The sequence below is a fragment of the Psychrobacter sp. BI730 genome (assembly GCF_013414195.1).
Taxonomy (GTDB): Bacteria; Pseudomonadota; Gammaproteobacteria; order Pseudomonadales; family Moraxellaceae; genus Psychrobacter.
Genome location: NZ_JAATTV010000003.1, coordinates 158,076 through 172,363, shown reverse-complemented (window position 1 = coordinate 172,363; position 14,288 = coordinate 158,076). Strand labels below are relative to the sequence as shown.

The following is a 14,288-nucleotide window of genomic DNA, read 5'->3' as shown; positions in this document are numbered from 1 at the left end:
AGCGTTAAACATGAATACCAACGAGGTTAACGTTTAGATTGCATCACCCCAGATTGGTACAACCGTTTGCATCAATGGCTTGAGCAATTTTACATTACAAGCAAAGATAGAGCCTGATGTCATAGAGTTATGCGCGCCAGTATGATCAACCACCACACCGCGTGCTTCAGTTACGATAAGCTCGCCCGCTGCGATGTCCCAAGGCTTGATAGACATCTCAAAATAACCGTCAAAACGACCAGCAGCAACATAGCATAAATCAAGCGCAGCTGAACCCATACGACGTACCTGACCACCTGCCTCAGATATCTTCTGTAAGCTCTCAAAGTGCTGTTTAGCATAAGAGATAACTTCGCCATTGCGCTTACGCTCAAGCGGATGACCGGTCGTAAAGAAACCGCCATCAATGGTTTTGCGCTCGCTCACTTGCATACGGCGATTGTTCAAGCGCGCGCCTTTACCGCGGCTCGCTGAGAACATCTCATCACGAACAGGATCATAGACCACACCGTGTTGGGTAACACCTTTATGCTGGACTGCGATAGATACGCAGAACTGCGGTACACCGTGGACAAAGTTCTTAGTGCCGTCTAGTGGATCGATAATCCAGCACCAGTCAGCATCTTCGCCGCGGCCTTCTTGCATACCAAACTCTTCACCCAAAAATGAATGATTAGGATAGCTGGCTTTTAGCGTCTCAATCGTGAGCTCTTCGCTAAAGCGATCAATGCGGGTAACCAGACCATCAAGTCCTTTAGACTCGATATCTAACTCGATTTTGTGACGGTTTTGATGCGCATATAAAATCTCTTTACCAACTTTTTCAGCAGTACGCGCTGCGATGACGACCATGGGTTCCATAAATAACCTATTTGCTTGATGAATGAATATAAAAAAATAAGACTAACTTTGTGCCCACAACATGCCAAACAGCCGCCGCATCACACCACATCTATGCGATTAAAAACGTGTCTCTTATAAACGAAAACTTATAAAAGACACTCGCATTATACTAAAATTGTTCGATAAAAATGAAAAAACCGTTACGCTGACCAAGCCAGTACTTTGGCGATCATCTAAACTGCGCAAGTTGTAAAAAAGTTAGCACCTACGGCTAGCAGGCGTTTGCTCTGTTTAAAGAGCTTATATCGGTTTTAATTCATGCCTTTTTAGCGCATTAATTTTTTAAAATAATATTGTAACGCTTACGATAAGAGCGTTTTAAGCTGTTTAACCACGCCCTCGACATCTAGACCACAATCAGCTAATTGCTCTGCTTGAGAGCCATGAGCAATAAAGCGATCAGGAATACCGATATTAGCAATAGCTGGACGACTTTGCTTAAAGGCTGCCGACTCATTGAGCAAATATTCATTCACTGCACTACCCGCGCCGCCCATAATCATGTGCTCTTCTAGGGTTGCTATATGAGTGACCCCTTGCGCCAGTAACGTCTCAAGCATTACCGTATCTAACGGTTTTACCCAACGCATATTGACCACCTGTATCTGGCAATCTAACGCTGCATCGTTATCTGTTAGGGTTTCTGCGGCTTGCTGAGCAGTTGCTACCATCGTACCAAAGGCCAATAGTGCCAATTTGTAAGGTGCATCAGCTTTACCTAATACTGACTCGACAACAGCTTCGCCAACTTTATAAGTTTGAGCTGGCTGCTTAATATCAGCACCTGTGCCTGTACCACGCGGATAACGTACCGCTGTGCAGCCTGGATACTCATAGCAAGTATTGAGCAAATGGTAGCATTCGTTCTCATCTTTTGGTGCTGCAATCACCATATTAGGCACACAACGTAAGAATCCGAAATCAAACACGCCAGCATGCGTGGCACCATCTTCACCGACTAGGCCCGCTCGATCAATGGCAAACATTACATCGAGATTCTGTAAGGCCACGTCATGAATCAGCTGATCATATCCACGCTGCAAGAACGTTGAATAAATCGCGACAATAGGTTTGACGCCTTGAGTTGCCATTCCAGCCGCTAGCGTGACAGCATGTTGCTCAGCAATAGCCACATCAAAGAAACGCTCTGGAAAGTGACGAGCAAAGTCCGTCATCCCTGAGCCTTCTTCCATGGCAGGGGTGACAGCTAGTAGCTTATCGTCTTCAGCCGCTTTATCACATAAAAACTGGCCAAACACTTGCGAATATTTTAACGCTTGCTTTGTACTTGGTTGTTTTTTTAGCTGCTCTATAGAGTCAGCTTTAGACGCTTTATGATTTTCGACTGGCAATTTACTGATTGCATGATAGCCCACCGGGTCTAACTCTGCTGGTGCAAAGCCTTTACCCTTAGTAGTATAGATATGCACCAATACTGGACCTTTTACTTGCTTCGCCAGTGACAATACGCGCAGTAGCTCAGGAATATTATGCCCATCAAACGGACCAAAATAGGTAAAACCAATCGCTTTGAATAAGTTATCTTCTAGCTGTGGAACATCGCGCATCTCTTTATGACGTTTGCGGCGATCGAACGCTTGCATATCAGGACGGTGGCAGAGTACTGGCTCACCTGACTCAGAGATATCAACTTGATAACCTGATTCCCAAAGCATCGCTAAATGTCGTGAAAACCCGCCAATAGAGCAAGATATCGACATATCATTATCGTTTAGAATGACCAGTAAATCAGCATCTTGCTGTACTGCGTCATTCATCGCTTCAAATGCCATACCACCTGTCATCGCACCATCACCAATGATGCAAGCAACCGTTTGCTCGCGGCCTTGATAACGCAGGGCGAGACTCATACCCAGACCAGCTGAAATAGAGGTCGATGAATGCCCAACGCCAAATGTATCGTAGACAGATTCTGCGCGCTCAGGAAATGCTGTCAGACCATCTTTAGACCTGATAGTACCTAGCTGCTCACGGCGACCTGTCAGTACTTTATGAGCATAAGCTTGATGACCCACGTCCCAGACGATTTGGTCTTGCGGCGTCTCTAACAAATAATGCAATACGATGGTCAGCTCAACCACGCCCAAATTGGCACCAAAATGCCCACCGCTCTGACCAGCTGAATACAATAGAAAAAGGCGCAATTCATCAGCCAGCGTAATAAGCTTGGCAGCCGAAAGTGTGCTGAGGTCAGTGGGTGTATCAATTGCATCAAGCAATGGCGTATGAGGACGCACACGTGGTATCACAGTATAGGTCTGCTGTAAGCTCGATAACTGAGCAGCAGAATCCAGCACTGATGTAGATAGGGACTGAGACTTTGGAGAATGAGGTGACTGCTGCATAAACCGTACGATACCTACCAATCTGCTGACAAGACGTGTCTTTAAAATATAGCGTTGACTATAATCAAAAGACGTCAATAATACCTACATCATTATTGATGTAATCGACCATATAATTATTCATGCAACTTTCGTATTTGTATAGCTGCGCTACTTACGACAATAGACACGCTAGCACAATAGACCGCGCGTCAATACCAACGTTTTGATATCAAACTATTGATGCTTTTATACTATTGACGACTGAGGGGTGACATTATGCCCTATTATTTTGCATCAATAGCGGATGTTAGTGACGACATAGTAATGTAAGGGTAAAGACTTGTCACTGTATCCGTCAAAATAGTATGGCATAATAGCATTTTTTTTTAATTGTCGCTTTAATCATCGTGCGTCGTCTGTGAACTTTGTGTGTTTTTATAAAAAATACAATGAGCACGCTGTCTTTATGAACAGGGTATACTGGTATCATCTTAGTATTAGCAGTAAAGTTTAGGTGACATGCTCATCTCAACTAATAGTTATCTCGAAAACAGTAGTTATCTCAAACAGTAACCGTCTCAAACAGCGCTCGTTTCAAACAGCAACAACATACTTTTCACCGCCACGACTTTAGGCTTATGTAGGACAGCAATGTCATATCAATTTATCACTAGTGCCAAATTACCCACTCGTCACGGCGAGTTTGATATTCATATCTTTGAAAATAGCGAAGGTCAAGAGCATGTCATGCTGACCGTTGGTCTAGCTGTGGTCGATCAACAGACAGATGATGTGGCTATTCAACCCTCAAACGACACGGCATTGAACCAAAAGAACGAATCGATAGCGAAGCAAGTACCGCTCATTCGCATTCATTCTGAATGTCTGACAGGCGATGCGTTTAGCTCATTGAAATGTGACTGTGGTCCACAGCTCAATACTGCCATGCAAGCCATCCAAGAGTCAGGTTGCGGTGCGATTTTGTATTTGCGTCAAGAAGGTCGCGGTATTGGTTTGACTAATAAGATTCGTGCGTACGCCCTCCAAGATCAAGGGCATGATACGCTGGATGCCAATCTCATGTTGGGCTTGCCTGCCGATGCGCGTATCTATGATATGTGTGGTCCGATGCTTGCCCATGTCGGTGTTGACGCTGTAAGACTTATCACCAACAATCCAAACAAAGTCGCTTATCTGACTGAGCATGGTATTGATGTTGTCGAACGGGTGCCATTGTTGGTCGGTGTCAATGATATGAACGCGGAATATCTAGCAACCAAACGTGATCGCATGGGCCACTTGTTTGATAAAAATATCAATCTTGATATAGACGCTTCTCTCGATACAGACCTTAATACCGCCATACACCTGAATAAATAGATATCTTATGAGTATTACAAATACAAATAACGAAACAGACTTATCAACGGTAGCGTCCGTTACGACGCCAACCAATAACGACATCATGCGAGTGCGTGAATTTTTGGTTGATTTACAGGCACGTATCTGTGAATCGCTAGAAGCACAAGAGCGTGATGGCAGCACTAACGACAACGAGTATGCAACCTTTGTACCTGATGACTGGGAACGTCCTGAAGGTGGCGGCGGTCGGTCGTGCGTATTAGCAGATGGCGAGGTCATCGAAAAAGCGGGCGTTATGTTTAGCCATATTCATGTACATAACCTTCCCGCCTCTGCTACCGCGCGTCACCCTAATATCGCTGGGCGTAAAGCTCAAGCAATGGGCGTGTCACTGGTTGTCCATCCCAGAAATCCAAACGTGCCTACGAGCCATGCCAATGTGCGTTTATTCGTAGCAGAAGCCGAAGGCGAAGCTCCTATCTGGTGGTTTGGCGGTGGTTTTGACTTAACGCCATTCTATCCAGTACTCGCTGATTGTGTACACTGGCATCAAGTTTGTCATGACTTGTGTGCGCCTTTTGGGGACAATATCTACGCTGATTTTAAGCAGTGGTGTGATGAGTATTTTCATCTGCGCCATCGTGATGAGCAACGCGGTATTGGTGGTCTGTTTTATGATGACGTCAGTACCGAGAGTCGCGGCTGGGACTTCGAGACTTGCTTTAACTTTATGAAAGCAGTTGGCAACGGTTATCTTGACGGTATCATGCCGATTTTTGAACAGCGTAAAAATACGCCTTATACTGAAGCGCAGCGCGAGTTTCAGCTCTATCGCCGTGGTCGCTACGTCGAATACAACCTGGTCTACGATCGTGGCACGCTATTTGGGCTACAAAGTAACGGACGTATCGAATCCATCCTAGTCAGTATGCCGCCGCTTGCCAGCTGGCATTATCGTTTCGAGCCTGCTGAAGGAACGCCTGAATTTGAGTTGACCGATTATTATCTAAAACCGCGTGATTGGTTAGCGCTATAGTTTTCGTAAATATCACGTCATTCATATTTTTGGAAAGTATTAAAAAGGTCAGCTACTATTCGCTGGCCTTTTTTATTGTCGGTACCATTCAAACGAGCAACTCTCACGTTATTATTGTAAAAAACATGTCGTGTATTTACCAATACAATCATCGTAACCAACTATAAGCAGTAACAACCAAGTTGAGGTATGCTTATTTAAAATATTACGAGGATATAACAACTATATAATTCCCAACGCACAGATAACCGTTACAATAGAAGACGTTCTTTATTAGCAACTGTGCTCGAAAGAATTTTAGGCAGTATTTTGTATAACTATATTTTAAGTCAAAGCGAGCGTTTGTAATCACGCTTACTATTAGCCAAGTTTAAAGGAGTAAGTCATATGGCACAGGTTCATACCAACAAATCTTTCAAATCTCTGTTTAGCGTTACTTTGATGGCGGCTGCACTGGGTCTAACGGCCTGTAGCACTTCAACAGGATCTAACCCTGACGTGCAAGCGCGTCAAGACACCATGAAAAACTGGGGCGACGCAATGGGCGTCATGGGTGATATGGCAAAAGCACCTGATACATTTGATGCCGATGTATTTAAAGAGCAAGCGGCATTCCTAGCAGAAGATGCCGCCAAGCCTTGGGGTCATTTTGAAGACCCAGAAGCGGTAGGTAATGCTACTGAAGCGGTTTGGTCTAATGCTGATGGTTTCAGTGCTGAAGCTGAAAACTTTCAAAAAGTCACTGCTGAGCTAAACGCCGCCGCCCAAAACGCCACTAGCATGGACGATGTTAAACCTGCCTTTGGACAAGTTGGTGCAAGCTGTAAATCATGCCATACCGACTTTAGAGCAAAAGACGAATAAGCCTTTATATTTATAGCAAGTCGACACGTAAAAAAAACCGCCATATCAATGGATGTGGCGGTTTTTCGATTTTCTAAATATTGTGGAAATTAAAGTTTTAACACTAATTAAATACTTCACCGAGCGCACTACTCGGCCACTGTTTTATTCACGTCCACAACGTCTTGCTGCTCGTTCATTTTATTAACGATTGCACTTACTGAAGGATCACTCAAATCGATTGTACGTATTGGGAATGGAATATTTACGCCCGCTGCATCCAACGAGTTTTTGATACCTACAATTACTTGATGAATCGAGGCAACCTTATTGGCTTGCGTACCATCTTCGATAAACCAGCGTACCATTAGATCAATGGACGAACCGCCAAAACCAGTAGCAATCACGCTTGGTGTTGCTTTCTTCGAGACGCTCTCTATCTTATCTAACGCCTTGATAATCTCAGCTTTGGCAGCTTCAATATCATCTTCATAACCGATACCAACTGCGACTTGCAAACGACGCTGCTTGTAAGCGGTATTGACGGTCAATGCTGAAGTATAAAGATCTGAGTTTGGAATCACCACTTGCCGACCATCATAAGTCTTGATGGTAGTTGCGCGGATTTTAATATCTTCGACCGTTCCTTCATAGTCGCCTGAAACGATTTGATCACCGATACGAAACGGCTCTGAAATTAGTAGCAAGATACCAGAAAGCAAGTTTTGGAAGATATCCTTAAAAGCAAAACCGATAGCCACAGAACCAATACCTAGTGCGCCGATTAGCTTAGCTGGTGTAAATCCTGGAATAGCAACAACCATGGCGATCATAAAGCCAATAAACAGAATAAGTGCCCCGCCTATCCGCTGAAACACCTTGACCAAGTTCTGATGCCGACTACGACTGCCTAATAATTTGTGAACGATTTTTTTGAAGACAATCGATAAAAACCAAAAAATTAGAATAACGATAATTGATGCGACAAAATATGGGATGCGTTCAACAAAGCCAACCCATATCTCATTTGCCGAACCAAGAATGCTTTGATAGGTCAATCCATCCGTTGTCGTAGACTGCGCAGCTGTCTCAGCACTCAGTGTCGTGTCTGCCTCAGAGGTAGGCATCTGGGTGATACTCCTTTATTCTATTTATTTCTATTAACGCACTTATCTTAATAGGTGCTATCGTTATGACAGTTAGCCCATCAAATCGGCCTGTACGATTTCGATCCAGTAGCCGTCTACATCTTTGATAAAGGCAATGTTTTTCATACTGCCATCTTCTGGACGTTTTTTAAATTCGACGTCGTTTTTATCAAACCAAGCAACCGCTTCATCCAAGCTTGGAACGCTAAAACAAATATGACCAAAACCCTGTGGATCCTGATTGCCGTCATGATAGCTAAAGTCAGCTTTTGTCTCGGTGCCGTAGTTATGGGTCAGCTCCAAAATACCACGTTGACGGAAAGCAAAGATTTCTAAGTCATCGCCAGTTGGCAAGTTTTCGCGCTCGCTCTCAGTTAGCTTTGCCAAGAAATATAAATCGAATCCCATGTCAGGGAACTTCTTAACGGCAAGCAAGGTCATACCCAAGACACCAGTGTAAAACTCTAGCGATTTAGCAGGGTTTTTGACACGCAACATGGTGTGGTTAAAAGTAAAACCTGTCGTTTGCGTAGAGATTGACTGAACGCCATCCATGTTAACGCTGCTAGCAGGCTGGTCTATTGCGTCGTTATTGTTGTTAAATGAAGTAGACATAATTATCCTAATATAATTCAAAAAATAAAGGCAAAAACACGCAAATCACTATTGTCGTGACTTGCGTCGTTCTCTTATCATAATAAAAAATGGCAAAATAACTGATAGAGTTTTGTAAGAATATGAACAAGGTATGTTCGTCTTTATGCCCTAACTAGCTAGTTATCTAAAGCTATCTAAGACTGACTAGCTATCTAAGACTGACTAGCTATCTAAGACTGACTAGCTATCTAAAAAACGCACTTTTCCTGTCTCAAGATCATACTCAGCACCGACTACCAGCAGTTGGCCACTATTGGTTAAGTCCTCTAATGCCCGTGAGCCATGCTTTAGCTGACTGACTGACATGCGCACGTTGGCACGGATAGAACGGTCAACCAATTCATCTGCATCGACGTCTTGACCATTGGCAGTTGCCAGTTCGTGCAAGTTATAAACGCTTGGACGAATACGATCTACGATGGACTGCAAGTTAGGTGAATAGTTTTGTTCAGGATTAATCAGTGTCTCAACGCAAGCCGTGACAGCACCGCATTTCGAGTGTCCAAGTACCACCACCAGTTGCGTACCAAAGGCTTCGGCTGCAAACTCGATTGAACCAATCTGCGATGGTGCAACCACATTACCTGCGACTCGTATAACGAACAAATCTCCCAAACCTTGATCAAAAACAATCTCAACGGGTACTCGTGCATCCGAGCAACCCAAAATAATGGCCAATGGATTTTGATCCTTGACCAACTCTGGACGGCGCTGCATATACTCATCGGTACTGGTGAGGCTATCAACGTAGCGTGCATTACCTGCTTTTAAAAGCTCAAGTGCTTCTTGACCTGTGGTTGGACGTATATCGGTAGGCATGAGAGATCCTTTATCATCAATAATATTAGAGTTATAAGCTGTTTTGCATACATGTATTCCAGCACAGACTGACTAATTATCGCCAAACTATCAGGCTAGTTATGTTCGTTAGCCATAACGTGATTGTATAGGAATAAAAACCAAAAAACGGTAAAAAAATTTGTCTAAATATCGCTAGGTGAATGTAGTCACATCTAAAAATGCAGCTGTATATATCGCTGCTACGACAGTATTACTCGCGTAACTTATAACGAACTTGCACTGACTTATATCAAGGGTTTGTTATAATACGCAGCACTCAGGCAGCATTTAGACCGTAATCAAATCGTGCTTACGCTCATGCCAATCCCTATAATGACAGCCAGCTGCATATAGATGTTAGACGCTTAGGAACAGATATTATGACCGATTTATCTCAAAATACGCATAACACCTCTGCGTCACCTCATGATGATCAGGTGCTGCTGCAACTGACTGGACTAAAAAAAACTTATGATCAAACCGAAGTACTAAAAGACATCAACCTTGATATCAAACATGGTGAATTTTTGACGCTGCTTGGCCCATCAGGCTGTGGTAAGACGACATTACTACGCTTGATTGCAGGCTTTGAGCAGCCGAACGCTGGGGCGATATATTTGGATGGCGTACAGATGGCAGGCTTATCCGCTGATAAACGTCCGGTCAATACCGTATTTCAGCAGTATGCGCTGTTCCCTCACATGAGCGTCGCCCAAAACGTGGCTTATGGCCTAAAGCTAAAAAAAGTCCCAAAAGATGAAATCCAAAGACGTGTCAGCGAGATGCTAGCGATGGTACAGCTAGAGCATTTGGGCAACCGCAAGCCACAAGATTTGTCTGGTGGTCAGCAGCAGCGAGTTGCCATTGCTCGTGCGGTGATTAACCGTCCTAAATTACTATTGCTTGATGAACCGTTATCCGCACTCGATCATAAACTGCGCCTGCAAATGCAGTCTGAGCTGAAGCGTCTACAACGTGAGCTAGGCATAACCTTTGTCTTCGTGACCCATGACCAAGAAGAAGCGCTCTCGATGTCAGACCGTATTGCCGTGATGAAAGACGGCTCGTTCCAGCAAATCGGTACGCCTATCGAGATTTACGAAACCCCTGCCAATTTGTTTACTGCCAAATTTATCGGCGAGACCAATTTATTCAGAGCTGAGGTCAAAGGGGTTTATCCAGACCAGCCAGATAGAGATGGTAAGGTGACTAACGGACGTATTGAGGTCGAAGTCTGTGAAGCGCAAGCGCAAGAAGGGCCGACCACCTTACGCAACTTACGTCGTCCCAATTTTGCCAATGATGTGCAAGTGGGCGATATCGTTAATTTACTACTTCGCCCCGAAGATTTACGAATATATGATCCAAAAGACAACGAGCATAGCGGACTGTTAGGCCGTGTCATCGAGAGTAACTATAAAGGTAGCACCTTAGACTCGATTATCGAACTGGCAAATGGTCATATCATTAAGGCCTCTGAGTTCTTTGATGAAGACGACCCGAGCTTTGATTACAAACTAAACGAAGGCGTTAAAGTCTCATGGGTGGATGGCTGGGAATGGGTATTGCCAGAAGACTCTGAAGCTGTGCCCGAAATAACTGCACAAAAGGATGGTAGCTGATGGCTCGCAACCACTTAGGCAGTAAAAGTCCATTTCGTACCGCCACGCTTTGGCTAATTTGGGGTTGGCTACTGATATTTGCGCTGTTGCCAAATATCTTGGTCATCGCTGTCAGTTTTTTGACCCGCGATAGCAGCGCCTTTATCAGTTTACCTGTCAGTATCGACAGTTACGTGCGTATGATTGACCCATTGTATTTTGAGGTATTTGTCCACTCATTATGGATGGCAGGTATTACAACGGTCATCTGTCTGCTGCTTGGCTACCCTTTTGCATGGCTGATCTCCAAAGCAAAAATACGTTGGCAGCCGCTGCTTATGATGTTACTGATACTGCCATTTTGGACCAACTCCTTGGTACGGACATATGCGCTCAAATTACTATTTGCCAATAACGGGTTGATCAATAAGTCTCTGCTAGCTATCGGTGTGATCGATACCCCTATCGATATTTTATATACCCAAGGCGCAGTGATCGCAGGCTTAACTTACTTGTTATTCCCGTTTATGGTGCTACCACTATATGCCGTATTTACCGACTTGCGTAATGACATGCTACTGGCTTCGCAGGATTTGGGCGCAACTAAGACACAGACCTTTTGGCATGTGGTACTGCCTTTAACGACCCCTGGTATTATCTCTGGGGTTTTACTAGTACTGTTGCCTGCGATGGGCATGTTTTATGTGGCTGATATCTTGGGTGGTTCTCGTAACTTATTGGTCGGTAATATCATCAAAAACCAATTTCTAGATGCGCGTGACTGGCCCTTTGGTGCGGCAGCTAGCGTATTATTGACATTAGCGATGGCAGTATTATTACTTGCCTACCGTGCCAGTAGTCGCCGTATTGGCAAGACTGATTTTAACGAGGTGGCCTAATGTCTTATAGCTCACCGAATAAAAAAACTCGTCCGCTCAAGATTGGTAGTATCGCTGCCAAAGGCTATCTCGGACTGATTTATGCCTTGTTGTACCTACCTATTATTGTCTTGGTGGTAATGTCCTTTAATGAGTCGAAAATTGGCTATAACTGGGGCGGTTTTAGCTTAAAGTGGTACGAATCACTGTTTAACAACCAAGCGATGCTCGATGCTTTTTGGCACTCTATTGTATTAGGATTGGTGGCAGCCACCGTCTCAACTTTGATAGGCACGCTTACAGCGCTGGCGTTACACCGTTATAATTTTCGTGGTAAAGGCTTACTAAATGGTCTACTGTTTGTCCTGATGATGTCGCCTGAGATTGTATTAGCTATTTCATTGCTAGCATTGTTCTTACTGATTGGTTTGCAATTGGGCTTTGTCTCACTGCTATTGGCGCACATTACTTTTTGCTTACCCTTCGTCGTTATTACCGTCTTTGCACGATTAAGTAGTTTAGATGAGCGTCTAATGGAGGCGGCACGTGACTTGGGGGCTAACGAATCAACCATGGTGCGTACGGTACTGATTCCAGTTATCTTGCCTGCGGTTATGGCAGGCTGGTTACTGGCCTTCACCTTATCGCTAGATGATGTGGTGGTCTCGACCTTTGTCACAGGGCCTAGCTATGAGATTTTGCCATTACGGATTTACTCAATGGTGCGCGTAGGACTCAAGCCCGAAGTCAACGCCATTGGTACGTTATTGCTAGTTGCCTCGCTAGTATTAGTGGTTATCTCACAGTTATTATTACGCAAGCGCTAGATATTGATTGCTGACTAATTGCTTATGAACTGCTTATTAATAATGGACTATGAGTGAAAGTCAGTGCTATATTGACTATAATGAATTTTTCTCACCTTAGCGGTTAGGTTATATTATGCTTGAGCTACGTCATCTTAATACGTTAACCGCGCTACGAGCGCATGGTTCACTTGCAGCAGCGGCAGATGAGCTACACGTTACTGCCTCGGCCGTTTCGCATCAACTGAAAGAGCTTGAGAACTATTACGACATTAGCTTAGTCAATCGTCGGACGCGCCCGCTTAGTTTTACGCCAGCAGGTAAAGCAGTATTGGCATTGGCAGACAATATCCTACCACAAGTTACTCGCACAAAATCCAACCTTAAACGCTTGGCTCACGGCCAAGCAGGTAGATTACGCCTAGCATCAGAGTGCCATAGCTGCTTTGATTGGCTTATGCCGATACTTAACCACTATCGCCGTGAGTGGTCGGATGTGGAACTGGATTTTGCGACTGGCTTTGAGCCTGAGCCGCATCATTTGTTGATGGAAGGTGATATTGATTTATTGATTACTACCAGTGATTTACCGATAGACGGTATCAGCTATCAGCCCCTATTCGAATATGAAAGTCGCTTGGTTCTTTCACCAACGCATGATTTGGCAGCGCAAGAGTTTATTGAGCCCATGAATTTGACTGATGAGACTTTGATTGCTTATCCAGTGGAAGCTAAGCGTCTCGACATTATTGCCAACTTTATGACACCTGCAGAGGTGAGCTTTGCGAGTATTCGTACCACAGAGCTGACGGCGATGCTGATTCAGTTGGTTGCTAGTGAACGCGGTGTAGCGGCATTACCTGATTGGGTAGTGGCTGAATATGAGAAAAAAGGTTGGGTCGTCTCGCGACCACTAGGAAAAGGTGTGCATTGTCAGCTATACGCCGCAACGCGTACTTCAAGTCGAAATACGGCCTATATGCAGGGGTTTGCCAGTTTATTGGAAGGGATTATGAAGCCGCTATAGTTTCATTACTAATTACTTTCTTATAGTTATAAAATATTAATCACCTTTTCATATCGTAATGAATGTTATGGTAAATAATGGTTCCCTAGTGAGGACTTTAATCTTTGGCTGTAGGCTAGTAATAGCAATGGTTTGAGTTGTTGAAGTGCCAGCGGTGTACTTCGTTGTGTACATGCAGTGAGCTTTTGGATCATTATTTTTATTTACCATAAGCGCTGTTATGGCAACAAAGCTCAAGGACTTGAACTACTAAGATTAGATACAGATTTAGATAGGTAATTTTCGTTAAATATTTCACAGTTAGTCGAACATACTCATAAGATCTTCTATTAGAAATTTACGCCATTCCTCATATTCACTATTATTTTCATAAAATGTTGAAACCTTATCGTAGCTAGCTCTTACAACTTCTTGATCAATTTTTTCTTTAACATTGTCTAGTATTTCGAAAGCCTCATGCGCTACTTCAAAGTTTCCAGTCAGAACTAGCTCTATAGCAAGACTAAAAGAGCCTTCTGACGGAAAACTTCTTAAACAGTACACAAACGTGCCCCTCATATTTTTATAAAGAGGATTTTTTATAAGATCGTGTAAGCAATACAAAACTCTTTTGTCTGCTGTCTCAGATAAGGAAATAGCAATGCTATTCTTAGTAATCACATCTATTTTTGGGTCATTTAATATATTTATATTATCCACAATATTATAATCATTTGACATTTGGTTTTCCTGATTTTCCTCTGCTACTTTTCCACGAGGTCTAATATTGATGTTCGATGCGCTATACAGGCGTCGAACACTAGGCCGTATACCTGTAACTTAAAGTCTCTTTGCGTCTC

At 43.7% G+C, this 14,288-nt stretch carries 13 protein-coding genes; 7 read left to right on the top strand and 6 right to left on the bottom strand.

Annotated features, from left to right (window positions below; all coding sequences use genetic code 11):
- Positions 1 to 33 precede the first annotated feature (33 nt).
- Positions 34 to 861 carry an inositol monophosphatase family protein gene (locus HCZ91_RS03145; RefSeq protein WP_057758174.1) on the bottom strand — a complete coding sequence of 276 codons (828 nt, stop codon included), beginning with the start codon at positions 859 to 861 and terminating at the stop codon, positions 34 to 36.
- A 344-nt stretch (positions 862 to 1,205) separates the two neighbouring features.
- Positions 1,206 to 3,269, bottom strand: coding sequence for a 1-deoxy-D-xylulose-5-phosphate synthase (gene dxs, locus HCZ91_RS03140; protein WP_179798088.1), 2,064 nt, complete (start codon positions 3,267 to 3,269; stop codon positions 1,206 to 1,208).
- Between the two features lie 633 nt (positions 3,270 to 3,902).
- Between dxs and ribA the strand changes: the two genes are divergently transcribed.
- The 3 genes from ribA (at position 3,903) to HCZ91_RS03125 (ending at position 6,513) form a co-directional block, all read left to right on the top strand.
- The gene (gene ribA / locus HCZ91_RS03135) at positions 3,903 to 4,631 is read left to right on the top strand and encodes a GTP cyclohydrolase II (protein ID WP_101205493.1); all 729 of its coding nucleotides are present in this window, start codon (positions 3,903 to 3,905) and stop codon (positions 4,629 to 4,631) included.
- Between the two features lie 7 nt (positions 4,632 to 4,638).
- Entirely contained in the window at positions 4,639 to 5,649 is a 1,011-nt protein-coding gene (gene hemF, locus HCZ91_RS03130; protein ID WP_102078051.1) for an oxygen-dependent coproporphyrinogen oxidase, read from the top strand.
- A gap of 387 nt (positions 5,650 to 6,036) precedes the next feature.
- Positions 6,037 to 6,513 carry a cytochrome c gene (locus tag HCZ91_RS03125; RefSeq protein WP_102078050.1) on the top strand — a complete coding sequence of 159 codons (477 nt, stop codon included), beginning with the start codon at positions 6,037 to 6,039 and terminating at the stop codon, positions 6,511 to 6,513.
- A gap of 128 nt (positions 6,514 to 6,641) precedes the next feature.
- Here HCZ91_RS03125 and HCZ91_RS03120 read toward each other — a convergent pair whose 3' ends face one another.
- The 3 genes from HCZ91_RS03120 to HCZ91_RS03110 form a co-directional block, all read right to left on the bottom strand.
- Positions 6,642 to 7,619, bottom strand: coding sequence for a mechanosensitive ion channel domain-containing protein (locus tag HCZ91_RS03120; protein WP_179798086.1), 978 nt, complete (start codon positions 7,617 to 7,619; stop codon positions 6,642 to 6,644).
- Between the two features lie 72 nt (positions 7,620 to 7,691).
- Positions 7,692 to 8,255: a lactoylglutathione lyase gene (gene gloA, locus HCZ91_RS03115; protein ID WP_179798084.1), complete on the bottom strand. Its 564-nt coding sequence runs from the start codon at positions 8,253 to 8,255 to the stop codon at positions 7,692 to 7,694.
- A 222-nt stretch (positions 8,256 to 8,477) separates the two neighbouring features.
- On the bottom strand, positions 8,478 to 9,116 hold the full coding sequence (locus HCZ91_RS03110) for a carbonic anhydrase (protein ID WP_057758161.1): 639 nt from the start codon (positions 9,114 to 9,116) through the stop codon (positions 8,478 to 8,480).
- A gap of 401 nt (positions 9,117 to 9,517) precedes the next feature.
- Between HCZ91_RS03110 and potA the strand changes: the two genes are divergently transcribed.
- The 4 genes from potA to HCZ91_RS03090 all read left to right on the top strand — a co-directional run bounded on the left by potA (position 9,518) and on the right by HCZ91_RS03090 (position 13,449).
- Positions 9,518 to 10,759, top strand: a complete 1,242-nt coding sequence (gene potA, locus HCZ91_RS03105; protein ID WP_179798082.1) for a spermidine/putrescine ABC transporter ATP-binding protein PotA — start codon at positions 9,518 to 9,520, stop codon at positions 10,757 to 10,759.
- Positions 10,759 to 11,637 (top strand): spermidine/putrescine ABC transporter permease PotB, encoded by an 879-nt coding sequence (gene potB, locus HCZ91_RS03100; RefSeq protein WP_179798080.1) that lies wholly within the window; start codon positions 10,759 to 10,761, stop codon positions 11,635 to 11,637. The genes potA and potB overlap by 1 nt, the downstream gene beginning before the upstream one ends.
- Complete coding sequence (gene potC / locus HCZ91_RS03095; protein ID WP_179798078.1) at positions 11,637 to 12,443, top strand: spermidine/putrescine ABC transporter permease PotC; 807 nt, start codon at positions 11,637 to 11,639, stop codon at positions 12,441 to 12,443. The genes potB and potC overlap by 1 nt, the downstream gene beginning before the upstream one ends.
- A 115-nt stretch (positions 12,444 to 12,558) precedes the next feature.
- On the top strand, positions 12,559 to 13,449 hold the full coding sequence (locus HCZ91_RS03090) for a LysR family transcriptional regulator (protein WP_179798075.1): 891 nt from the start codon (positions 12,559 to 12,561) through the stop codon (positions 13,447 to 13,449).
- A 300-nt stretch (positions 13,450 to 13,749) separates the two neighbouring features.
- Here the strand turns inward: HCZ91_RS03090 and HCZ91_RS03085 are convergent, their stop codons facing one another.
- On the bottom strand, positions 13,750 to 14,169 hold the full coding sequence (locus HCZ91_RS03085; protein ID WP_179798073.1) for a hypothetical protein: 420 nt from the start codon (positions 14,167 to 14,169) through the stop codon (positions 13,750 to 13,752).
- Between the last annotated feature and the right edge of the window lie 119 nt (positions 14,170 to 14,288).

Coding starts and splice junctions, on each gene's coding strand:
- HCZ91_RS03145 (WP_057758174.1), bottom strand. CDS start 861: ATGGAACCCATGGTCGTCATCGCAGCGCGTACTGCTGAAAAAGTTGGT.
- dxs (WP_179798088.1), bottom strand. CDS start 3,269: ATGCAGCAGTCACCTCATTCTCCAAAGTCTCAGTCCCTATCTACATCA.
- ribA (WP_101205493.1), top strand. CDS start 3,903: ATGTCATATCAATTTATCACTAGTGCCAAATTACCCACTCGTCACGGC.
- hemF (WP_102078051.1), top strand. CDS start 4,639: ATGAGTATTACAAATACAAATAACGAAACAGACTTATCAACGGTAGCG.
- HCZ91_RS03125 (WP_102078050.1), top strand. CDS start 6,037: ATGGCACAGGTTCATACCAACAAATCTTTCAAATCTCTGTTTAGCGTT.
- HCZ91_RS03120 (WP_179798086.1), bottom strand. CDS start 7,619: ATGCCTACCTCTGAGGCAGACACGACACTGAGTGCTGAGACAGCTGCG.
- gloA (WP_179798084.1), bottom strand. CDS start 8,255: ATGTCTACTTCATTTAACAACAATAACGACGCAATAGACCAGCCTGCT.
- HCZ91_RS03110 (WP_057758161.1), bottom strand. CDS start 9,116: ATGCCTACCGATATACGTCCAACCACAGGTCAAGAAGCACTTGAGCTT.
- potA (WP_179798082.1), top strand. CDS start 9,518: ATGACCGATTTATCTCAAAATACGCATAACACCTCTGCGTCACCTCAT.
- potB (WP_179798080.1), top strand. CDS start 10,759: ATGGCTCGCAACCACTTAGGCAGTAAAAGTCCATTTCGTACCGCCACG.
- potC (WP_179798078.1), top strand. CDS start 11,637: ATGTCTTATAGCTCACCGAATAAAAAAACTCGTCCGCTCAAGATTGGT.
- HCZ91_RS03090 (WP_179798075.1), top strand. CDS start 12,559: ATGCTTGAGCTACGTCATCTTAATACGTTAACCGCGCTACGAGCGCAT.
- HCZ91_RS03085 (WP_179798073.1), bottom strand. CDS start 14,169: ATGTCAAATGATTATAATATTGTGGATAATATAAATATATTAAATGAC.